Genomic DNA, 18,442 nt, shown 5'->3' with positions numbered 1-18,442 from the left:
CGGCGCCATCGCGCCCCACGCCCGCCGCGCCTCGGACGCGGGCGCGGCCCTCACGCGCCTGGGGCCGGCCCTTGCCGAGCGTCCCGCCCAGCGCGCTGCCGCCCTCGCCGGGCGGCTCTCCTATCAAGGCGATGTCTTCGGCCAGCGCTTCCGCACCGAGCTGGCCCTGGCCGCCGCCCGCCTTGACGACCTCTCGCCGCTCGCGGTCCTCGCGCGCGGCTTCTCCATCGCCCGAGACGGCTCGGGCGCGGTGGTGCGCTCGGTGGAGGCCGTGGCCCCCGGCGACGCGCTCGCCGTTACCGTGGCCGATGGCGAGCTGGACTGCCTCATCCGCGCGAGCCGTGCCACTACCTCTGTCGAACCCTGGAAGGAGTCCTAGATGAGCGATACCCTGCGACCCGTTGACGAGCTGACGTTCCGCGAGGCCATGGCCGAGCTGGAGGGCGTCGTCAGCGTGCTTGAGAGCAACACCCTCGAGTTGGAGGAGAGCCTCACCAGCTACGCGCGCGGCGTGGCGCTGCTCGCCTCGCTGCAGCGTCGCCTCGACGCGGCCGAGCAGCAGGTGGACGTGCTCATGGGCGAGCTGGCCCCCGCCCCCGACGACGAGGTTCAAGACACCACGCTGTCCAAGGCCTAGACGGCCTGGCCGGCACCGAAGAGAGAGGACGCGCCATGCGCAAGGACGACTGCATCTTCTGTAAGATAGCGGCGGGGGAGATCCCCGCGACGAAGGTCTACGAGGACGACGACGTGCTCGCCTTCGAGGACCTGAGCCCGATGATGCCCGTGCACACGCTCATCATCCCCAAAGACCACTATGACAACATTGCCGACAACATCCCCGACGAGGTGATGGGCCGTCTCTTCAACACGGTGGGGAAGGTGGCGCGCCTGAAGGGCGTCGATGAGGGCGGCTTCCGCGTGGTGGTGAACACCGGCGACGACGCCTGCCAGAGCGTCCACCACGTGCACGTCCACGTGCTCGGCGGCGCGCAGATGAACGACGGCGACCCCTCCTTGAAGGGAGAGTAGGTCCCGCTCGCCGAAAGGGCGCCCCGCGCGCTGGCGCCCTCGGCGCGCCGCCCCCTAGAATTCTCTGCTGTACACTCGAGTCTAAGGGGGCAGGTCGTTGAACGTACTCGTCATCAATGCAGGATCTTCGTCTCTGAAATACCAGCTCGTCAACGTTGAGAGCCAGCAGGTCATGGCCAAGGGAATCTGCGAGCGCGTAGGCTCGACCGAGGCCTTCCACAAGCACGGCATCGACGACAACGAGGTGGTCATCGACGCGAAGATGGCCGACCACAACGACGCGATGGTCCTCGTGCTCGAGTCGCTTACCTCGGGCCCCACCAAGGCCATCGACTCGCTTGACGAGATCGACGCCGTCGGACACCGCATCGTCCAGGGCGGCAAGTACTTCGAGCGCTCCGTCCTCATCGACGAGGACGTCATCGCCAAGATCGACGAGCTGGCCGAGCTCGCGCCCCTGCACAACAAGGCGGCGCTCATGGGCATCTACGCCTGCCAGAAGGCCCTGCCGGACAAGCCCATGGTGGCGGTGTTCGACACGTCATTCTTCCACTCCATGCCGCCGAAGGCCTACATGTACCCGCTGCCCTACGAGCTCTACGAGAAGTACGGCATCCGCAAGTACGGCGCCCACGGCACCTCGCACCGCTATATCGCCGAGCGCGCGGCCGCCTTCATGGACGAGCCGCTTGACGACATCAAGCTCATCACCTGCCACCTGGGCAACGGCTGCTCGATGTCGGCCATCGACCACGGCGTGGCGGTGGACACCTCCATGGGCCTCACGCCGCTCGACGGCCTTATGATGGGCACCCGCTGCGGTGCCATCGATCCGGCCATCGTGCCCTTCGTCATGGAGCACGAGGGGCTTTCCGCCGCAGAGGTCAACGACCTCATGAACAAGAAGAGCGGCCTGCTCGGCATCTCCGGCATCTCCAACGACCTGCGCAGCGTGCGCGACGCCTCCGAGGCCGGCAATGAGCGCGCCCAGCTCGCCTACGACATGTACTCCAACTCGGTCAAGAAGTACATCGGCCAGTACATCGCCGTCATGGGCGGCGTGGACGCCATCGTGCTCACGGCGGGCGTGGGCGAGAACTGCGAGAAGATGCGCCGCATGATCTTCGCCGGTCTCCAGCCGCTGGGCATCGTGCTCGACCTGGAGAAGAACAAGGAGCGCGGCTTCGAGCGCGAGGTCTCGGCCGACAGCTCCCAGGTGCGCATCATCATCATCCCCACCAACGAGGAGCTCATGATCGCCCGCGACACCTTCTACATCATCCGCGAGCGCCAGGTGGCCGAGGCCGAGGGCGTCGACATCCACACCGAGATGCTGTAGCACCGCGCGCCGCGACGCTTTCCGTGGGGCCCGGCACCGCACCGGGCCCCTCGTGTGTGTGGGTGCCTTGCGGGTGGCAGCGCGGGCGTGGAGGTGGGGTGAGAGCGAGCGATGACGAACGGCGTCGTCAAAACGGGGCCCCGGAGGACGCGCGGCGGGGCCCTCGCGCGGGGCGACGGGGGACGCGAGGCGGGGTTCTTGCGTGGAGCCCCGGAGGACGCAGGGCGGAGCCCTCGCGCGGGGCGACGAGGGGGCGGGGCGAGGCTCTCGCGCGGGGCGCCCCTCTTTGGCGCCCCGTACGTGCTTTTTTTGGCGAGCGATGACGGGTCTGCGACTTTTTTCCGCCCTGAGTCGGATGGACTGCGGAGATTGGCCGATCGTGACCTGGGGTTTTACCGCAGAAGCAAGCGCTGCCTCCAAGGCGGGCCGCGTATGGCTCATCAAAAGAGTCGCAGACCCGTCATCGCTCGCCAAAAAACGCGCCATGGGCTGCCGGCCCTCCCAGGCGCCTTGTTCCAGGGGCGCGATGCGCGACCCTACCCTGGGATCGGGGAGGGCGCCACGGTTCCCCTGCGCTCGAAGCAGGAGGCTCCCGGTGGCGCGGGCCCTCACGGCCGGCCTTTTCGCATTCACGGCGAAAGAGGCTGGCATTTCGTTGCCGAGTTGTTTACCATGGTGGGCGGCAAGATCGGCAATCACCGAGAGAAACGAGATCATCATGGTCCTACGAGGAGCGGCATTCGAAAAATGCCTCACGGGGGGGGGTGTCTCCTTCTAGGGCTTGCCCTGATGATCGGAGTGCCGGCCCTCGCCGTTGACGAGGCGGCTCCGGCTCCGCCGGAGCAGTCGGCATCCCAAGCAGTGGGGGAGAGCGCCCCCGCGAATCCTGAATCTGCGAATACTGATGACGCGACCTCCGGGGCGACGGTCCCGACGGCCCGCCGACGCCGCCGGCCACGGACGACCCGACGGTTCCCGACGATCCCGCAGGGCCCGAGGCCCCCGGTGGTCCTGACGGGCCGCAAGACCCCGCCGATCCGCCGCGTCCCGCCGACCCGCCGAACCCGGGCGGCGACGCCGGCTCCGTGACGAAGGGGCCTGCGGCCGTGCTGACGCGCCTGGCACAGACGGGAGACGGTGCGCTTGCGCTGACATTCGCGGGCTTAGCTGGCGCCGCGTCCCTTGCGGCTGCCGCCGCGGCTCTGTCGCGACGACGCAGCGCCCGGCGCTGACGGCCGCCCGCACGATGGGGGCTCGGCAGCGTGTCGAGCCCCCATCGTGCGGGCGGCCTGAGGCTGACGGCTCGCCAGCTCGGCTCGAGGTGCGGGCTGGCTCGCTTTCAGCCGCTCCATCCACATGAGGTGGGGAGCGGGCGAAAAGAGCGGCCCTTTGCTGCGAGAAAGTGCGGGTCTGCATGGGCGGGGCTCCGGCCGGGGCTCCTTCGAGGCCCGCCAGCTGCGCCCGAAGGCGCGCGACCGGGGCTTTTTCCGAGCGCCTGTCGCGGAGAGGGGTCGCCGGGCCCGCATCGACCATGCAGATCCGCGCTTTCTCGTCTGAATCCCGGCGATTCCTCGCCCGGGCGCCCGTTCCTCTCGTCTGCCTGGTCGCCGCGTCGACGCGCCCGGCCTGTCGCGGCGGTCGCCGTGCGCGCCGACCAGGCAGGTCGACCCGCGAACGCACGAGGGGCCCGGCATCGCGCCGAGTCCCTCGTGCGTTGCCGGATGTCGCCGCGCGCCCTATCCGCGGGCCTGGGCCTGGACGCAGGTGATGGCGATGACGCCCACGATGTCGGCGGCGGAGCAGCCGCGGGACAGGTCGTTCACCGGGGCGGCGATGCCCTGGGTGATGGGGCCGTAGGCCTCGGCCTTAGCCAGGCGCTGCACGAGTTTGTAGCCGATGTTGCCGGCGTCCAGGTCGGGGAACACGAGCACGTTGGCGTGGCCGGCGACGGGGGAGTCGGGGGCCTTCGACGCGCCCACCTCGGGCACGATGGCGGCGTCGAGCTGCAGCTCGCCGTCGAGCGCCAGCTCCGGCGCCAGCTCACGCGCCAGCGCCGTGGCCTGCACCACCTTGGCCGCGTCGTCGTTGCGCGCCGAGCCGTGGGAGGAGTGCGACAGCAGCGCCACGGCAGGCTCGGTTCCGATGAGCGTGCGCCAGCTGGCTGCCGAGTTCACGGCGATGTGGGCCAGGCGCTCGGCGTCGGGCTGCACCTCCAGGCCGCAGTCGGAGAAGATGAACGTGCCGTCGGCGCCCAGGTCGCAGTCGGGCACTACCATGACGAAGAACGAGCTCACGAGCTTCACGCCCGGCGCCGTCTTGAGGATCTGCAGGCAGGGGCGCAGCACGTCGCCGGTGGCGTGGCAGGCGCCGGCCACCATGCCGTCGGCGCGGCCCGTCTTCACCATCATGACGCCGAAGTAGAGCACGTCGTCCATGAGGGCGTCGGCCTGCTCGGGCGTCATGCCCTTGGCGCGGCGCAGCTCCACGAGCTCGGCGGCCAAGGGCTCGCGCAGCTCAGAGGAGCGCGGGTCGATGACCTGGGCACCGGCCAGGTCGAAGCCGGATGCGGCGATGGCCTTGGCGTCGCCGAGGATGATGAGGTCGGCCACATCGCGAGCGAGGATCTCCTGCGCGGCCTCGAGGGTGCGCGCGTCGTCGCCCTCGGGCAGCACGATGACCTTGCGGTCGGCCTGGGCGCGCTCGATCATGGACTCCAGAAACGTCATGGGCAGTTCCTTTCTCAGGGGTCAGCTTCCCTCAGTGTAGCGGGCGACGATGCGCGCGGGCGTGCGTATTCGGCGGTTTGTATGGTTTGCCTGGGGTTTAGCCAGGTTGGCGCCTGTTGCCGGTAGAATAGGGGAAGTTTCGCCCTGCAAGCGCATGGCGCCCGCCGCGCGGGACGCCCACGAGAGAGGACCTGAACGCCATGGGAGTGCAGTACTCTGCCTTCAAGGACATTGACATCAACGACTTCGACGCCGTGGTGGTGGGCAGCGGCTTTGCCGGCTCCGTCACCGCCCGTCAGCTGGCCGAGCGAGCCGGCATGCGCGTGCTCATCATAGAGAAGCGCCCTCACATCGGCGGCAACATGTACGACGAGAAGGACGAGGCGGGCATCCTCGTGCACCGCTACGGCCCGCACATCTTCCACACCAACTCCCAGCGCGCGTTCAACTACCTGCGTCGGTTCAGCGGCTGGCTGGGCTACCAGCACCACGTGCTGGCCGACTGGTACGGCACCTACCTGCCCGTGCCGTTCAACAAGAACTCCATGGAGATCGCCTTCGGGGAGGAGCGCGCCGCGCACCTCATCGAGAAGCTTGTGGACACCTTCGGCGACGAGCGCAAGGTGACCATCAACGCCCTGCGCGAGCAGGACGACCCGGAGCTGGCGGAAATCGCCGACTTCGTGTACAAGAACGTCTTCCTCTACTACACGCAGAAGCAGTGGGGGCTCACGCCGGAGGAGGTCGATCCGTCGGTGACCGCCCGCGTGCCCGTGTTCATCTCGCGCGATGACCGCTACTTCCAGGACACCTACCAGGGCATGCCGCAGGACGGCTACACGGTGCTCTTCGAGAACCTGCTCGACTTCCCCGGCATCGAGGTGTGCCTGAACACCGAGGCCGAGTCCGTGTTCGAGCTGGAGTTCGAGGACGATTCCGAGGACGCGCCGCTTTCCGCCATCAAGCTGCATGGCCGTCGCTTCGACGGGCCCATCATCTACACCGGCCCGCTTGACGAGCTGTTCCTGGCCCGCTTCGGCCGCCTGCCCTACCGTAGCCTCGACTTCGTCTACGAGACCTACGACCAGGAGTACAAGCTGCCCTGCGGCACGGTGAACTACACGGTGACCGAGGACTACACGCGCATCACGGAGTTCAAGCACCTGACCTGCCAGAAGTCCGACAAGACCACCATCATGAAGGAGTACTCGCGGGCCTACGAGAACCCGGCGGAGCAGACGCCTTACTACGCCATCATCAACCCGGAGAACCACGCTCACTACCAGCGCTACCGCAAGCTCACCGAGTCGCTGCCCAACTTCTACCCGCTGGGCCGCTTGGCCGAGTACCGCTACTACAACATGGACAACATCGTCGATCTTGCGCTTGACCTGTCCGACAAGCTCATCGCCGAGGCCGGCGAGGGCGCGCACGAGGCGGAGTAGGGCGCCATGAAGACCGTCAGCTTCGCCGTTCCCTGCTACAACTCCGCGGAGTACATGGACAAGTGCATCGAGTCGCTCGTCGTGCTTGGCGATGACGTGGAGGTCATCATCGTCGACGACGGCTCTTTGAAAGACGACACGCCGGCCAAGGCCGACCAGTGGGAGCGCGAGCATCCGGGCAAGGTGCGCGCCATCCACCAGGAGAACGGCGGCCATGGCGCGGCCGTGAACGCGGGCCTGGCCGCTGCGCGCGGGCGCTACTTCAAGGTGGTCGACTCTGACGACTGGCTCGACGCCGCCGCCATGGAGCCCATCATGCGCTACCTGCGCCGCCAAGCCGAGCTCAAGGAGCCCACCGACCTGGTCATCGCCAACTATGTCTACGAGAAGGTGCACGAGGGCGCCCGCACCATCATGCACTATAAGAACGTCTTCCCCGAGGGCCGCGAGTTCGGCTGGGGCGACGTGGGGCGCTTCGGGCCGAGCCAGTACCTGCTCATGCACTCGGTCATCTACCGCACCGAGCTTCTGCGCGACATGGGCCTGGAGCTGCCGCGCCACTGCTTCTACGTGGACAACATCTTCGTCTACGAGCCGCTGCCGCACGTGCAGACCATGCGCTACTTCGACGAGGACATGTACCGCTACTTCATCGGCCGCGAGGACCAGTCGGTCAACGAGACGGTGATGATGGGCCGCGTGGACCAGCAGCTGCGCGTGACGCGCCAGATGATCGACGCGGTGGACGTCATGGCCATCGAGGAGAAGCGCCTGCGCCACTACCTGCAGAACTACCTGTCCATGATGATGTGCATCTGCTCGGTGTTCCTGCGCATGCGCAACACCCCCGAAGACGAGCAGAAGCTGGCCGACATCTGGGCCTACCTGAAGGCGGCCGACCTGTCGCTCTACCGTCGCATTCGCTCGAACGCGCTCAACGTGGGAACGAACCTTCCCACCGACCTGGGCCGGCGCGTCGGCCTGGGCGGCTACCACATCGCGCAGAAGCTGTTCAAGTTCAACTAGCGTCCCAGCCTCGATCGTGCTTGCCTGGCGGCCCCGGCCTCGTGCCGGGGCCGCTTTGCGTGTCTAGTGGTGCGGGGGTCGGCGGGGTGGCGGAGCGCCGCTCGGCAGGTGCCGCGCGGGTCGTCGGCCTGGGTGCCGGGACGCTAGCGGGGCTTGCGGTTGAGGGCGTGGAGGCGCACGAGGCCGCGCAGGGCGAGGGTCTCGTCCACCGCTGCCTCGTGACGCAAGAGCCCGGCGATGAGGCCGGCGTCCTTCCCGGAGAGCACGAGGGCCGGCTCGCAGCCGAGCGACTCGGCGATCAGCGCGGCGAGCCCGTCGAGGCGCGCCGCCTCGCCCCAGACGATGCCGGCGCGCATGGCCTCAGCGGTGCTGCGGCCCACGAGGGCCTCCGGCGCGCGCACCTCCACCTCGGGCAGGCGCGCCGCCTCAGCGGCGAGTGCGCGGGCGCCGAGGCCCAGGCCCGGCATGATGAGGCCGCCGGCGAAGGCGCCCTCCTCGTCGACGACCTCGACGGTGGTGGCGACGCCCAGGTCGACGACGATGAGCGGCGCGCCGTAGGTCTCGCGCGCGGCCACGAGGTCGGCGATGCGATCGGCGCCGACCTCGCCTGGGTCCTTGTAGCCCATGCGCAGGCCCGTCTTGACGCCCGGCCCCACCACGAGGGGGCGCTGTCCGGTGAGCCGGCGGGCGGCGCCGGCCCAGGAGCCGGTGAGGGCGGGCACTACCGAGGCGAGGGCCGCATCAGCAGGGCGCTCGGCGGCGGCGCGGGCCACCTCATCCGGCCGCGCGTCGCCGAGCGGCGCGGCCAGCCCCTCGCGCGCCGCTCGCAGGAAGCCGTCGAGCGCGAGGAGCGCCTCGTCCTCGGTGGCCGCCGGGGTGCTCGCCAGCTCCCAGCGGGCGAGCAGGCGCCCGTCTCGGGCGAGCCCGACCTGCACGACGGCGTTGCCGATGTCCACTGCCAAGAGGGTGCCTGCCACTGTTCTGTCCTTTCCGCGTGCGCCGCCTTGCCGGCGCGTTCGTCACCCGATTTTCCCACATCTGGCGCCTGCGCGCCGCGGGGAGGGCGTGCTGCGTCCTATAATGGGCGACGTCTGCGAGGTAACCCGACTCCCCGACGGAGGGGGAGCGGATATACGGAACGGAGATAACCATGAGAGACCTCAAGGGTCAGCTGACCCTGCGGGGCGTCGTCGTCGGCTGCGTCGGCTGCGTCGTCATCACCGCGTCGTCCGTCTACGTCGCCCTGCGCATGGGCGCGCTTCCCTGGCCCATCATCTTCGCGGCCATCGTATCGCTGTTCTTCCTGCGCGCGCTTAGTCGGGGAAGGGCCTCGCTCAACGAGGCGAACGTCACCCACACCGTCATGTCCTCGGGCGCCATGGTGGCCGGCGGCCTGGCCTTCACCATCCCCGGCGCGTGGATGCTCGGGCTGGCGGACGACGTATCCCTGGCGGATCTGGCCCTCATCGCGCTCGGGGGCGTGGCGCTCGGCCTCATCGGCTCGGTGCTGCTGCGCCGCCACTTCGTCGAGGAGGCGGCCCTCGAGTTCCCCATCGGCCAGGCGGCGGCCCAGACGCTCAAGGCCGGCGATGCCGGGGGCGCCACGGGGCGGCGGCTCTTTGGCGCCATGGGCGCGGCGGGCCTCTACGCGCTTCTGCGCGACGGACTGGGGGTCATCCCCTCGATGCTGGCGACGCTGCCCATCCCCGGCGTGACCTTCGGCATCTACAACTCGCCGCTGTCGCTGGCGGTGGGCTTTTTGGTGGGCACCGCGGCGGTGGTCGTGTGGTTCGTCGGCGCGGTGATCGCCAACTTCGGCATCATCGTGGGCGCCCCGGCCCTCGGTCTGTGCGACGTGGCCACGGCCCAGGGCATCGTGTCGAGCTTGGGCATGGGGCTCATGATGGGCAGCGGCGTGGCGGTCATCGTCAAGGACGTGCTGCCGCGCGGCGTGGGCGGCCTGCGCCGCGCCCTGGCGGCTCGCCGGGATGCGGAGGGGCTCAGGGGCCCTACGGCCGCGGGCGCGGCGGGGCGCGCTGCCAGTTCTGGGCGCCGGCGCGCAGCAGGGCTCGGGGTGCTCGCGGCCGCCGGCATCGGCCTTGTGGCGGCGCTGGGACTCGGGCTGCCAGCAGGGCCGGCCGTGGCCGTGGTGCTTCTCGCGTTCGTGGCGGCGGCCATGGCGGCCCAGTCGGTGGGCCAGACGGGCATCGATCCGCTTGAGATATTCGGGCTCATCGTCATGCTGCTGGTGGCGGCCTTCGCCGAGGTGGCCACGGTGCAGCTGTTCTTCATCGCGGCCCTCGTGGCCGTGGCCGCAGGGCTGGCCGGTGACGTGATGAACGACTTCAAGGCTGGCCAGGTGCTCGGCACCAGCCCCCGCGCTCAGTGGGTGGGCCAGGCCATCGGCGGCGTGGTGGGCGCGCTCGTGGCGGTGGGCGCCATGGGGGCGCTTCTGGCCGGCTATGGCCCCGACGCCTTCGGGCCGGGCCACGAGTTCGTGGCGGCCCAGGCCTCGGTGGTGGCCACCATGGTGGGCGGCGTGCCGCATGGGCCCGCCTTCGCCGTGGGCCTGGCCGCGGGCTTCGCGCTCTACCTGGTCGGGTTCCCCGCCATGATGCTGGGGCTCGGCGTCTACCTGCCGTTCTACCTGTCGCTGACCGGCTTTCTCGGCGCCCTGGCGAAGGTGGCCTACGACCGGGTGGGTGCCTGGCGCCGCCGCGGCCTGTCGCCCGAGGAGCGCACCCGGGCCGAGGCGGACGCGGTCGACCGGGGGCTCATCATCGCCTCGGGCCTCATGGGCGGCGAGTCGGTCGTGGGCATCGTGCTGGCCATGATCGTCGCCGCAGGCGCGCTCGCGGGCTAGCGCAGCGGTGCCGCAGCCACTTTTCGTCGCGAAGATGGCAGTAATCGGCGTTTTGGTACGGTGGGTGAGCCGCTTCACGCTGGTTTTTGCATCTGCCCCTGTCAAGCAGAGCGCGTTATGCCAGGTCACGGTTGCTCATGGGTAACTTATTCGCGAGTCTCGCGTCCTCTGACCGTACCAAAACGCCAATCTGTGCCAAAAAGAGCGTGAAAGCTGGCAGTGGCGTCGCGGCGCATCCCCCCGTTGGGCACCCTGGCGTCGCGCGATGCGTGCGCCGTGCGGCCCGTTGCCCGTCGCGCCTACTTGTAGTCGGCGGGGTTCTTCGTGGACGAGCCGGTGGTGTTGGACTCGTTGCGCAGCTCGTGGCCGAAGCGCACGGCGCCCTCGCCGAACTTGTCCTTGAGCGCATCGGTGGCGGCCAGGAGGCCGCGCCGGCGCGCCTCGTCCTTGAGCGCGGGACGCTTGGCGCGTCCGGCCTCGTCGCCGCCCTCGCGCGCGTCGAGCTCCTCGTCGGTGAAGAGCGCCTCCTGCACCACGTCCTCCGGCTTGAAGCCGGCCATGCCCACGCCGAGCAGGCGCACCTTGATACCGGGGCGCCACACCTCGTCGAGCATCTCGTAGAGCAGCGGCGTATAGGCCAGCTCGTCGTCGGTGGGGTGCGCGAGCCGACGCTGGACGGAGCGCGTGGTGCGGTCGTCGTAGCGGATGCGGATGGAGAGCGTGCGGCCGGCGAGTCCCTTGCGGCGCAGGCGGCGGCCCACCTTGGCGCCCATGGTGGCCAGTGCCGCCTCGATGTCGGCGCGCTCGGTGAGGTCGCGGGCGAAGGTCATCTCGTTGGAGACCGACTTCACCTCGTCGTCCACCTCCACCGGCGACTCGTCGGCCCCGGCGGCGCGGGCGCGCATCATGGCGGCGTTCTTTCCGAACACCCGCCGCAGGAGCGCCTCGTCGGCGGCGGCCATCTCCCCCAGGGTGCGCACGCCGCGCGCGGTGAGCGCCGCCTCAGCTGCCGGTCCCACGCCGCTCAGGTCGCGCACGGGCAGCGGCCCCAAGAAGGCCGCCTCGCCGCCGGGGTAGCACACGGTGAGGCCGCGCGGCTTGTCCATGTCCGAGGCGATCTTGGCCACCGACTTGGTGGTGCCGACGCCGATGGAGCACGTAACGCCCAGCTCCTCCACGCGCGCCTGGATGCGGCGCGCCACCAGCACAGGGTGCTCGGCGTTGACGCGGGTGGGGGAGACGTCCACGAAGGCCTCGTCGATGGAGACCTGCTGGACGTGGGGCGTCTCGTCACGCAGGATGCCCATGATGGCCGACGACATCTGCCGGTAGCGGTCGTGGTGGCCGTGGGTCCAGATGGCATCGGGGCAGAGCCGCTGTGCCATCGAGGCGGGCATGGCGCTGCGCACGCCGAACGCGCGCGCCTCGTAGGAGCAGGTGGAAACGACGCCGTGCTTGTCGGCGTCACCGCCCACGATGACGGGCTTGCCGCGCCAGCCGGGGTGGTCGAGCTGCTCGACGGAGGCGAAGAACGCGTCGAGGTCGACGAGCAGGATGGCCGGCCCCTCCCAGGGGGGAAGCAGGGCCTCCAGGCCCGGTATGCCGGCGTGCTTGCTCATGGGGACATGGTACGCCATCGGGGCGCCCGCGAGGCGGGAGATGCGGCCTTTTCTGCTCGCAGACACGCTGCGGCCTGGCTTTGCGCTGCTGGCAGATGTCGCCGAGGGCGCAAGGCCGGGCCGCAGGGGCAACCGAGCTGGGGGCGAGAGGGCCTAGCGGTGATCGGCCAGGAAGAACAGGGCCATGGTGCCCGGGCCGGAATGCGCGCCGATGACCGGGTCCACGTAGTTGATGACGATGTCGGTGACGCCGAAGCGCTCCCGCACGAGGTCAGCCACGTACTCGGCGTCCTCCCGGCAGTCGCCGTGGGTGATGAACACCGTCTGCTCGGCCACAGGCGCGTCGGCCGTGGCCTCCATGTGGTCCACGAGCGCCCTGAGCGACTTCTTGCGGCCGCGTACTTTCTCGAGCGGGATGAGGTGCCCCTCGTCGTCCACGTGCATGACTGGCTTGATGTTGAGCAGGGTGCCTGCCCAGGCGCTCGTCTTGGACACGCGTCCGCCGCGGAACAGGAACATGAGGTCGTCCACGGTGAACCAGTGGGCCAGCTTGAGCTTGTTGTCCTCCAGCCAGCGGTGCACCTCCTCGATGGAGGCGCCATCGCGGGCCAGGGTGGCGGCGTACCACACGAGCAGCCCCTCGCCGCCGGACGCGGCCAGCGTGTCCACGGTGAGCACCGTGCGCTCGGGGAACTCCTGGGCCAGCTGGCCGAGGAGCAGGTCGATCTCCTGGAAGGTGCCGGAAAGGCCGCTCGAGAACCCGATGTAGAGCACGTCCTTGCCTGCGGTCAGCAGCCCGCGCAGCAGCTCCTCGGACTCGGCCATGTTGGGCAGCGAGGTGGTGATGACCTTGCCCTCGCGCATCATGGCGTAGAACTGGGCCAGGTCGGTGTGCTCGCCCTTGAGGTAGCTGTGGTACTGCTCGCCGTCCACCATGAACGACAGGGGAAGGATGTGCAGCCCGAACTCGTCGATCAGGTCCTCGATGAGGTTGGAGCTGGAGTCGGTGACGATCTCGAATGCCATGGGGCGAATCTCCTCTCGCAGGTCGGCGCGCTCCCCGCGATGCCTTGCGCGCCCGAACGTCTCAGGGGGCTATTCTAACCCAACGAAGGCGCCCTCGGGTGACGTTTGCTCTACAGTCGCACCCCTTGGTGGGGCGTAACGGCCGCTCCGGGGCCAGCGGCCGGAGCGCGGGGGCGGTTCGGGCAGCGGGGGCGATGGGGCAGGCGCCCTCGCGCCGCTCGCAAAAGACGAGCCGGCCCGCCGGGAGGGATGGCGGGCCGGCCTAGGCCGCGGGAAGGTCGCGGCAGCGAGGGGTGCGGGGCTAGCGGATGATCAGCTGATCCTGCTCATCGGGGGTGATCCAGCCGTCGGGCAGCGCCGCCTCGTTATGGCAGTCGGCGCACACCATCACCGAGGCGCGGTGCCCCTTGTGGCAGTCGCTGCAGGCGCGCTCGCCGTGCTGGGCCACGTGGGGGTTGAAGGCTAGGTCGGCTGTGGCCTCGGTCAGCTGGGCGCGCGTGGTGAGCGCCTCGCCGTCGGCCGTCACATGGCAGCCGCTCTTGAGGCAGAACTCATCGGCGTCCATGCCGGAGGCCTCGGTCAGCTGGTTGAGATCGGCCTCCACCAGCGGGTAGACGTAGTCGCCGCTCACCCAGCTGCCCAGCTCGGAGACCTGCTCGGCCAGGGTGGGCACATGGCAGTCCATGCAGGTCTTGCCCTCCACGCGGTGGGTGACGGCCAGCATGGCGTTGGTGTTGGACACCTCGTTCATCCACTTGTCGGTGCCGGGCGCATCGGCTTGCTCGTCGTAGGTCTCCAGGTAGGGATCCATGGGCACGTGGCAGATGGCCGCGCAGAAGCTCGGCTGCTCATGCCACACCCACAGTCCCGCGCCGGCGATGATCGCCACAGCGACCACGACGGCGGCGATGACAGGACCGCGCTTGCGCGGCTTCTTGGCGGCGGGGGCCGCCGTGGCGGCCTCGTTCTCTTCGCTCATCGCTCCTCCTTTCTCAGGGGTTGTCGTGGCTGGCGGCTAGCCGAGGAACTCGGCGACGGACTTGCCGCACTCGCGGCCGAGCACCATGGCGAAGGCGATGGACACACCGGGGATGGGCGTGACGTACTCGGTGCCGAAGCGGCGGCCGCAGTCGTTGCCGGACACGTAGAGGCCGGGGATGGGCTCATAGTTGGCGTCCACGGCATTCTGCTCGCCGTCGGTGATGATGCCGCCCATGGTGACCATGGTCTCGCCCAGCTCCGGATCGAAGGTGCAGGCGTAGAAGGGGCCGTCCTTGACGGGGAAGAGCACCTGCGGGTCGCGGCCGAACTCGGCGTCCACGCCGGCGTCGCAGTAGCCGTTCCAGCGCTCCATCTGGGCCAGGAACGCCGCGGCCTCGTCGCCCTCCAGGCCCATCTGGGCGGCCAGGCCCTCAAGGGTGTCGTCGGCGATCCACTCGACGGAGGTCATAGGGCCGCCCGGCCCTCCCGGCCCGCCTTCGCCCTCGGTCTTCTCCGGCTCCACGTAGGTGCCGTTGAACTTGGCGTAGGCGGTGTCGAGCGCCTCGCGCAGCGACTGGATGTTGGCCTCGGTGGCCGTGAAGCCGGCATGCTGGGGCAGGGTGTACTGGCGGTAGGTGGTGAAGTTGTTGTCCACCACGGCGAACTTCGTCTTGCGGCTCATGAAGGTGGTCTGGTAGCCGCGCTGCTCGGAAGTGGGGTAGTACTCGTTGCAGAAGCGCTTGCCGTGCTCGTCCACCCACACGGCCTGGGGCAGGCAGTTCATCTTGCCGGGGACGGAGAGCCCCTTCATGTTCATGCCGGCGACGGGCGTGGTCTCCAGGTGCGCGCCGGCCCAGTAGGCCATCTGCACGCCGCGGCCGTCGTTGGCCGACATGGAGGAAAGGCTCTCGCCCTCCACCAGGGCCTGGGCCATGTCCGGCATGAAGTAGGCCATCATGTTGGGGTTGCCGCCCATGCCGCCGCAGGTGATGACCACCGCGCGGCAGTTCACCTTTATGTAGCCGTCGGCGTCCTTGGCCACGATGCCGGCCACTGCGCCGTCCTCCATGATGACGTACTCGGCCGAGGTGCCGAAGAGGAACTCCGCGCCGTGCTGCTTGGCGATGTCGTGGTTCATGCCGACGATCTTGGTCTGGTTGCACTCGCCGTAGAAGCTGCACACGCTCGGCCAGAACTTGATGCCCGACAGCTCGCTCATCTGATGCTCGGTGGGCGGGAAGAACGCCGTGGTCATGGTCTCGTAGTCGGCGGCGGTCAGCGGCTCCAGGTACCAGTTGGAGTTGGCCTCGGAGTTCTGGGCGAACTTCATCACGAGCGCGGGGTTGGGCATGTTGGACGTGATCTTCATGAAGTTCTGGTAGAACTCCACCGGGTCGATGGCCGGCACGCCGCGCTCCTTGAGGATGGCGGCGTTGAGCGAGGCGAACTCGTTGCCGGTGGCCGCGTAGGTGTCCTCCGGCTGCTTCTCGATGACGACGACCTTCTTGCCCTGCTCGGCCAGCTCGCGGCTGGCGGCCGTGCCGGCGAAGCCGAGGCCGGCCACCACCACATCGCAGTCGATCTCCTTGGCGAAGCTGGTCACCTCCTCCGGCGGGTTCATCCAGCTCGTGTCGGTGACGTTGTGCACGTCGGACGCCGCGCCGGTGCGGTTGGCCTCGCCGTAGGTCATCGAGTTGCCCTCGATGAAGCGCGCCTTCGGGGCGCAGCCGGCCAGCCCCGCTCCGGCGGCCAGGGCGGCCGCGGTGGCGCCCAGCCCGAGGAACGCGCGGCGGGACAGGCCCTCCTGCGCGGTTTTCTCTTCGTTGCCCATCTCAGTCCCTTCCTCTCCTTTTCCTTGTTCCTGCGAGGCGCGTGCGGCCTTGGCATGGGGCCGGCCGCCGGACGCCTCCTCGGCCCCTCATGATGCCCTCGGCGGCGTGCCCCGCGTAATCGCAGGAATGCGGTAAAGGCGCCAAACCCCCTCGCGGAAATGGGGTATATGGATGAAGTTCCAGGTCAGATATGGTGCCTTGGGTTGACTTCTCCAGCGCGCCGGGGCGTCGGGGCGCTTATACTGGCACGAGGAAAAAGCGGTGTCAGGGAGGGGATGCCATGGATGCGCCGAGGGGCCTGAGGCCCGACTTGCTGTTCTTCGCGGCGTTCTTCGCCACGCTGCCACTGTACTCTCCCAACCTGACGCTGTTCCAAGACGGCTTTGCGGCGGCCGAGGAGCTCATGGGCCCCTTCGTTCAATCGATGCTGGTCTCTGCAGCCCTGGCTGGCGTGGCGCTCGCGCTGGCGTCGTCGCGTCGGGGCGGGGCTGTCTTTCTCGGGGCGCCTGCCGTCGTGGGCGGCAGCCTGCTCTACGTCGGCGGCTACGGGCTGTTCGCCGCCCAGCTGGTTTTGGGGTGGGGCGCGGGGCCGGCGGCTATCCTGGCCGGCGCCGCCGTGGCCCTGGGGGCTGCGGAGCTCTGCGTGGCCTGGGGCGCGCTGCTGTCGTGCCTGGGCCTGCGCACGGCGCTGCTGTGCCTGGCGCTCACCGTGGGCGGCGGCTCGGTGATCGAGCTGCTCGTATCCACGGTGCCCGCCGCCGTGGGCGCGGGCGTGTTCGCGCTGCTGCTCGCGGCCGGCGTCGCCGTGCCCTGCGCCCGGGCCTTGGCCGGGCGCCTCGAGGCGGACCTGACGGGGGAGGGGGCTGCGTTGGCCGCCGACGCCGCAGCCGCGGAGGAGGCGGAGGGCGGGGCCGCGGAGGAGGCGCTCATCGTGCGCCGACGCGACGGCGAGTCGTTCCCGGCCCTCGTGCGGCGCATGGTGGCGGTGGTGGCGGTGCCCCTGGCGGGGCTGCTCGTGCTGGGCTACATCACCGGCGTGCGCAAGTTCATGATGTTCGACATGGTCTACATGGAGACGGTGGGCGGGGTGCTGGCGGCCCTCATCGCGGTGCCCCTGTGCATGGCCCGCACGCGCCGGCCGCTCCTGCCCTTCTTCCACCAGCTGATCCTGCCCTCCTTCGCCCTCGTGCTCATCGTGCTCAACAGCTTCCCCGAGGCCACGCCGCCTTTGTGGTTCGCCGCGTGGCTCACCTACGTGTTCTTCGCGCTGGTGGGCATCTTGGCCCTGGCGGGCCTGTGCGCCATGGCCCACGCGCGCGAGTTCCCGCCGGCGCTCATCTACGGGCTCGCGGTGGCGGGCTACGCGGCGGTGTCGCTGCTGGGCATCTTCAGCGGCACCACGGCGCCCTTCCAGGCTCACAACGGCGGGCCGGCCCTGCTGGTGGTGAGCACGCTGTACTTCGCGTTTCTGCTGGCGGCAGGCCTGACGGCCGGCTGGCGCAGCGGCGAGCGCGCCAGCGCCCCGGACGCGACTACCGCCTTGGCCGAGCGCTGCGAGCGCGCCGCTCGGGAGGCGGGGCTCTCGCCGCGGGAGGGCGAGATCCTCGGCTACCTGGGCCGCGGTCACAGCGTGGCGTTCATCGCCAAGACCCTCGTCATATCCGAGAGTACAGTTCGCACCCACGTGAAGAGCATCTATCGCAAGCTCGGCGTCACTTCGCGTGAGGATCTCATCCGCTTCATCGACGAGGAGCGTGCTTAGCGCGACTTCCTGGCCAATTTGCCTATGGTTTACGCATGGCGAAGGCTTGTTTCGACGTAAAGCATGGCAAAAATGGCCAGAATCGCGTTCCTGAAGGCCCCAGGCTGCGTAAACCGTGACGAGAATGGCCAGAAAGTCGTGGGGCGGGTGCTCGCCAGGTGCGCGCCAGGGAGCCAGGTGCGCTTCGATGGGTGGGCGCGCGCTGGGCCGGGTGCGCGCCGGGGGTGGCTGGGCGTGCGCCCGGAAGGCGTCTGCTGGGAGCCAGACGCACCCCCGGGGTACTCGCCGGGAAGCCGGGTGCGCGCCGGGGATGGCAGGGCATGCGTCCGGAGGGCGTCTGCTGGGAGCCAGACGCACCGGGGGTTGGGCGCTCGCCAGGCGCGCGCCAGGGAGCCGGGCTCGCTTCGAGGGGTGGGTGTGCGCTGGGGAGTCGGACGCACCCCCCCCTCGGGGGGGGGTACTCTCTGGGAAGCTGAGTGCGCGTCGGGGAGCCGGGTGCGCGCTGGGGTGTGTCGGGGGTGGCTGGGCATGCGCCCGGAGGGCGTCTGCGGGGAGTCAGACGCGCTGGGGGGTATCTGGGTCGTACGGGCAAATTGGGCGGGAGGGGAGGCAGACTGCCCACCCGCACGCCCGCGTGCCCAGCGCACCCGCGTGCCGCTGGGTCGGCCGAGCCGTCCGCCCGTAGCGCTCGCGCGCCCGCAACGTCCACGTGCCCAGCGCGCCCGCGTACCGCCAGGCTGCCCACCCGCGTGCCCCGGGCTGGCCGAGCCGCCCGCCCGTAGCACTCGCGC

At 69.6% G+C, this 18,442-nt stretch carries 15 protein-coding genes; 9 read left to right on the top strand and 6 right to left on the bottom strand.

What is annotated here, in order from left to right:
- The 5 genes from D1643_RS06120 to D1643_RS12235 form a co-directional block, all read left to right on the top strand.
- Positions 1-379, top strand: a 379-nt coding sequence (locus tag D1643_RS06120; protein WP_305038651.1) for an exodeoxyribonuclease VII large subunit, incomplete at its 5' end; no start/stop codon positions are given.
- On the top strand, positions 380-637 hold the full coding sequence (xseB, locus tag D1643_RS06115; protein ID WP_160709672.1) for an exodeoxyribonuclease VII small subunit: 258 nt from the start codon (positions 380-382) through the stop codon (positions 635-637).
- 35 nt (positions 638-672) lie between these two features.
- Positions 673-1,032, top strand: a complete 360-nt coding sequence (locus D1643_RS06110) for a histidine triad nucleotide-binding protein (RefSeq protein WP_160709670.1) — start codon at positions 673-675, stop codon at positions 1,030-1,032.
- A 97-nt stretch (positions 1,033-1,129) separates the two neighbouring features.
- Complete coding sequence (locus D1643_RS06105; protein WP_160709668.1) at positions 1,130-2,371, top strand: acetate/propionate family kinase; 1,242 nt, start codon at positions 1,130-1,132, stop codon at positions 2,369-2,371.
- Between the two features lie 1,085 nt (positions 2,372-3,456).
- Entirely contained in the window at positions 3,457-3,603 is a 147-nt protein-coding gene (locus D1643_RS12235; protein ID WP_370520305.1) for an LPXTG cell wall anchor domain-containing protein, read from the top strand.
- Between the two features lie 504 nt (positions 3,604-4,107).
- On the opposite strand, the gene pta is transcribed toward D1643_RS12235, so the two are convergent.
- A complete protein-coding gene (gene pta, locus D1643_RS06095) occupies positions 4,108-5,097 on the bottom strand; it encodes a phosphate acetyltransferase (RefSeq protein WP_160709664.1) in 990 nt (329 codons plus the stop codon).
- Positions 5,098-5,297: 200 nt separating this feature from the next.
- Here pta and glf point away from each other — a divergent pair, with 200 nt between their 5' ends.
- Both glf and D1643_RS06085 read left to right on the top strand, forming a co-directional pair.
- Entirely contained in the window at positions 5,298-6,542 is a 1,245-nt protein-coding gene (gene glf / locus D1643_RS06090) for a UDP-galactopyranose mutase (protein ID WP_160709662.1), read from the top strand.
- A 6-nt stretch (positions 6,543-6,548) separates the two neighbouring features.
- Positions 6,549-7,568 (top strand): glycosyltransferase, encoded by a 1,020-nt coding sequence (locus tag D1643_RS06085; protein WP_160709660.1) that lies wholly within the window; start codon positions 6,549-6,551, stop codon positions 7,566-7,568.
- Between the two features lie 143 nt (positions 7,569-7,711).
- On the opposite strand, the gene D1643_RS06080 is transcribed toward D1643_RS06085, so the two are convergent.
- Complete coding sequence (locus D1643_RS06080; protein ID WP_160709658.1) at positions 7,712-8,545, bottom strand: type III pantothenate kinase; 834 nt, start codon at positions 8,543-8,545, stop codon at positions 7,712-7,714.
- A 173-nt stretch (positions 8,546-8,718) separates the two neighbouring features.
- On the opposite strand from D1643_RS06080, the gene D1643_RS06075 reads away from it, so the two are divergent.
- Entirely contained in the window at positions 8,719-10,431 is a 1,713-nt protein-coding gene (locus D1643_RS06075) for an OPT/YSL family transporter (protein WP_160709656.1), read from the top strand.
- Positions 10,432-10,730: 299 nt separating this feature from the next.
- On the opposite strand, the gene dinB is transcribed toward D1643_RS06075, so the two are convergent.
- The 4 genes from dinB to D1643_RS06055 all read right to left on the bottom strand — a co-directional run bounded on the left by dinB (position 10,731) and on the right by D1643_RS06055 (position 15,888).
- Entirely contained in the window at positions 10,731-12,050 is a 1,320-nt protein-coding gene (gene dinB / locus D1643_RS06070; RefSeq protein WP_160709654.1) for a DNA polymerase IV, read from the bottom strand.
- A gap of 153 nt (positions 12,051-12,203) precedes the next feature.
- Entirely contained in the window at positions 12,204-13,076 is an 873-nt protein-coding gene (locus tag D1643_RS06065) for a DegV family protein (RefSeq protein WP_160709652.1), read from the bottom strand.
- Between the two features lie 301 nt (positions 13,077-13,377).
- A complete protein-coding gene (locus D1643_RS06060; protein ID WP_160709650.1) occupies positions 13,378-14,055 on the bottom strand; it encodes a cytochrome c3 family protein in 678 nt (225 codons plus the stop codon).
- A 36-nt stretch (positions 14,056-14,091) separates the two neighbouring features.
- The gene (locus D1643_RS06055; RefSeq protein ID WP_160709648.1) at positions 14,092-15,888 is read right to left on the bottom strand and encodes an FAD-dependent oxidoreductase; all 1,797 of its coding nucleotides are present in this window, start codon (positions 15,886-15,888) and stop codon (positions 14,092-14,094) included.
- A 281-nt stretch (positions 15,889-16,169) separates the two neighbouring features.
- Between D1643_RS06055 and D1643_RS06050 the strand changes: the two genes are divergently transcribed.
- On the top strand, positions 16,170-17,651 hold the full coding sequence (locus D1643_RS06050; RefSeq protein WP_160709646.1) for a helix-turn-helix transcriptional regulator: 1,482 nt from the start codon (positions 16,170-16,172) through the stop codon (positions 17,649-17,651).
- The last annotated feature ends 791 nt before the right edge of the window (positions 17,652-18,442 follow it).

It is taken from the genome of Enterorhabdus sp. P55 (genome assembly GCF_009911695.1).
Taxonomy (GTDB): domain Bacteria; phylum Actinomycetota; class Coriobacteriia; order Coriobacteriales; family Eggerthellaceae; genus Enterorhabdus.
Note: the sequence above shows the minus strand (reverse complement) of the source record. Positions and strands in the feature narration are given on the sequence as shown.

Bases quoted from the DNA above. Each gene is read 5' to 3' on its own strand.
- xseB (WP_160709672.1), top strand. From the start codon at position 380: ATGAGCGATACCCTGCGACCCGTTGACGAGCTGACGTTCCGCGAGGCC.
- D1643_RS06110 (WP_160709670.1), top strand. From the start codon at position 673: ATGCGCAAGGACGACTGCATCTTCTGTAAGATAGCGGCGGGGGAGATC.
- pta (WP_160709664.1), bottom strand. From the start codon at position 5,097: ATGACGTTTCTGGAGTCCATGATCGAGCGCGCCCAGGCCGACCGCAAG.
- glf (WP_160709662.1), top strand. From the start codon at position 5,298: ATGGGAGTGCAGTACTCTGCCTTCAAGGACATTGACATCAACGACTTC.
- D1643_RS06085 (WP_160709660.1), top strand. From the start codon at position 6,549: ATGAAGACCGTCAGCTTCGCCGTTCCCTGCTACAACTCCGCGGAGTAC.
- D1643_RS06075 (WP_160709656.1), top strand. From the start codon at position 8,719: ATGAGAGACCTCAAGGGTCAGCTGACCCTGCGGGGCGTCGTCGTCGGC.
- dinB (WP_160709654.1), bottom strand. From the start codon at position 12,050: ATGAGCAAGCACGCCGGCATACCGGGCCTGGAGGCCCTGCTTCCCCCC.
- D1643_RS06065 (WP_160709652.1), bottom strand. From the start codon at position 13,076: ATGGCATTCGAGATCGTCACCGACTCCAGCTCCAACCTCATCGAGGAC.
- D1643_RS06060 (WP_160709650.1), bottom strand. From the start codon at position 14,055: ATGAGCGAAGAGAACGAGGCCGCCACGGCGGCCCCCGCCGCCAAGAAG.
- D1643_RS06055 (WP_160709648.1), bottom strand. From the start codon at position 15,888: ATGGGCAACGAAGAGAAAACCGCGCAGGAGGGCCTGTCCCGCCGCGCG.
- D1643_RS06050 (WP_160709646.1), top strand. From the start codon at position 16,170: ATGGATGCGCCGAGGGGCCTGAGGCCCGACTTGCTGTTCTTCGCGGCG.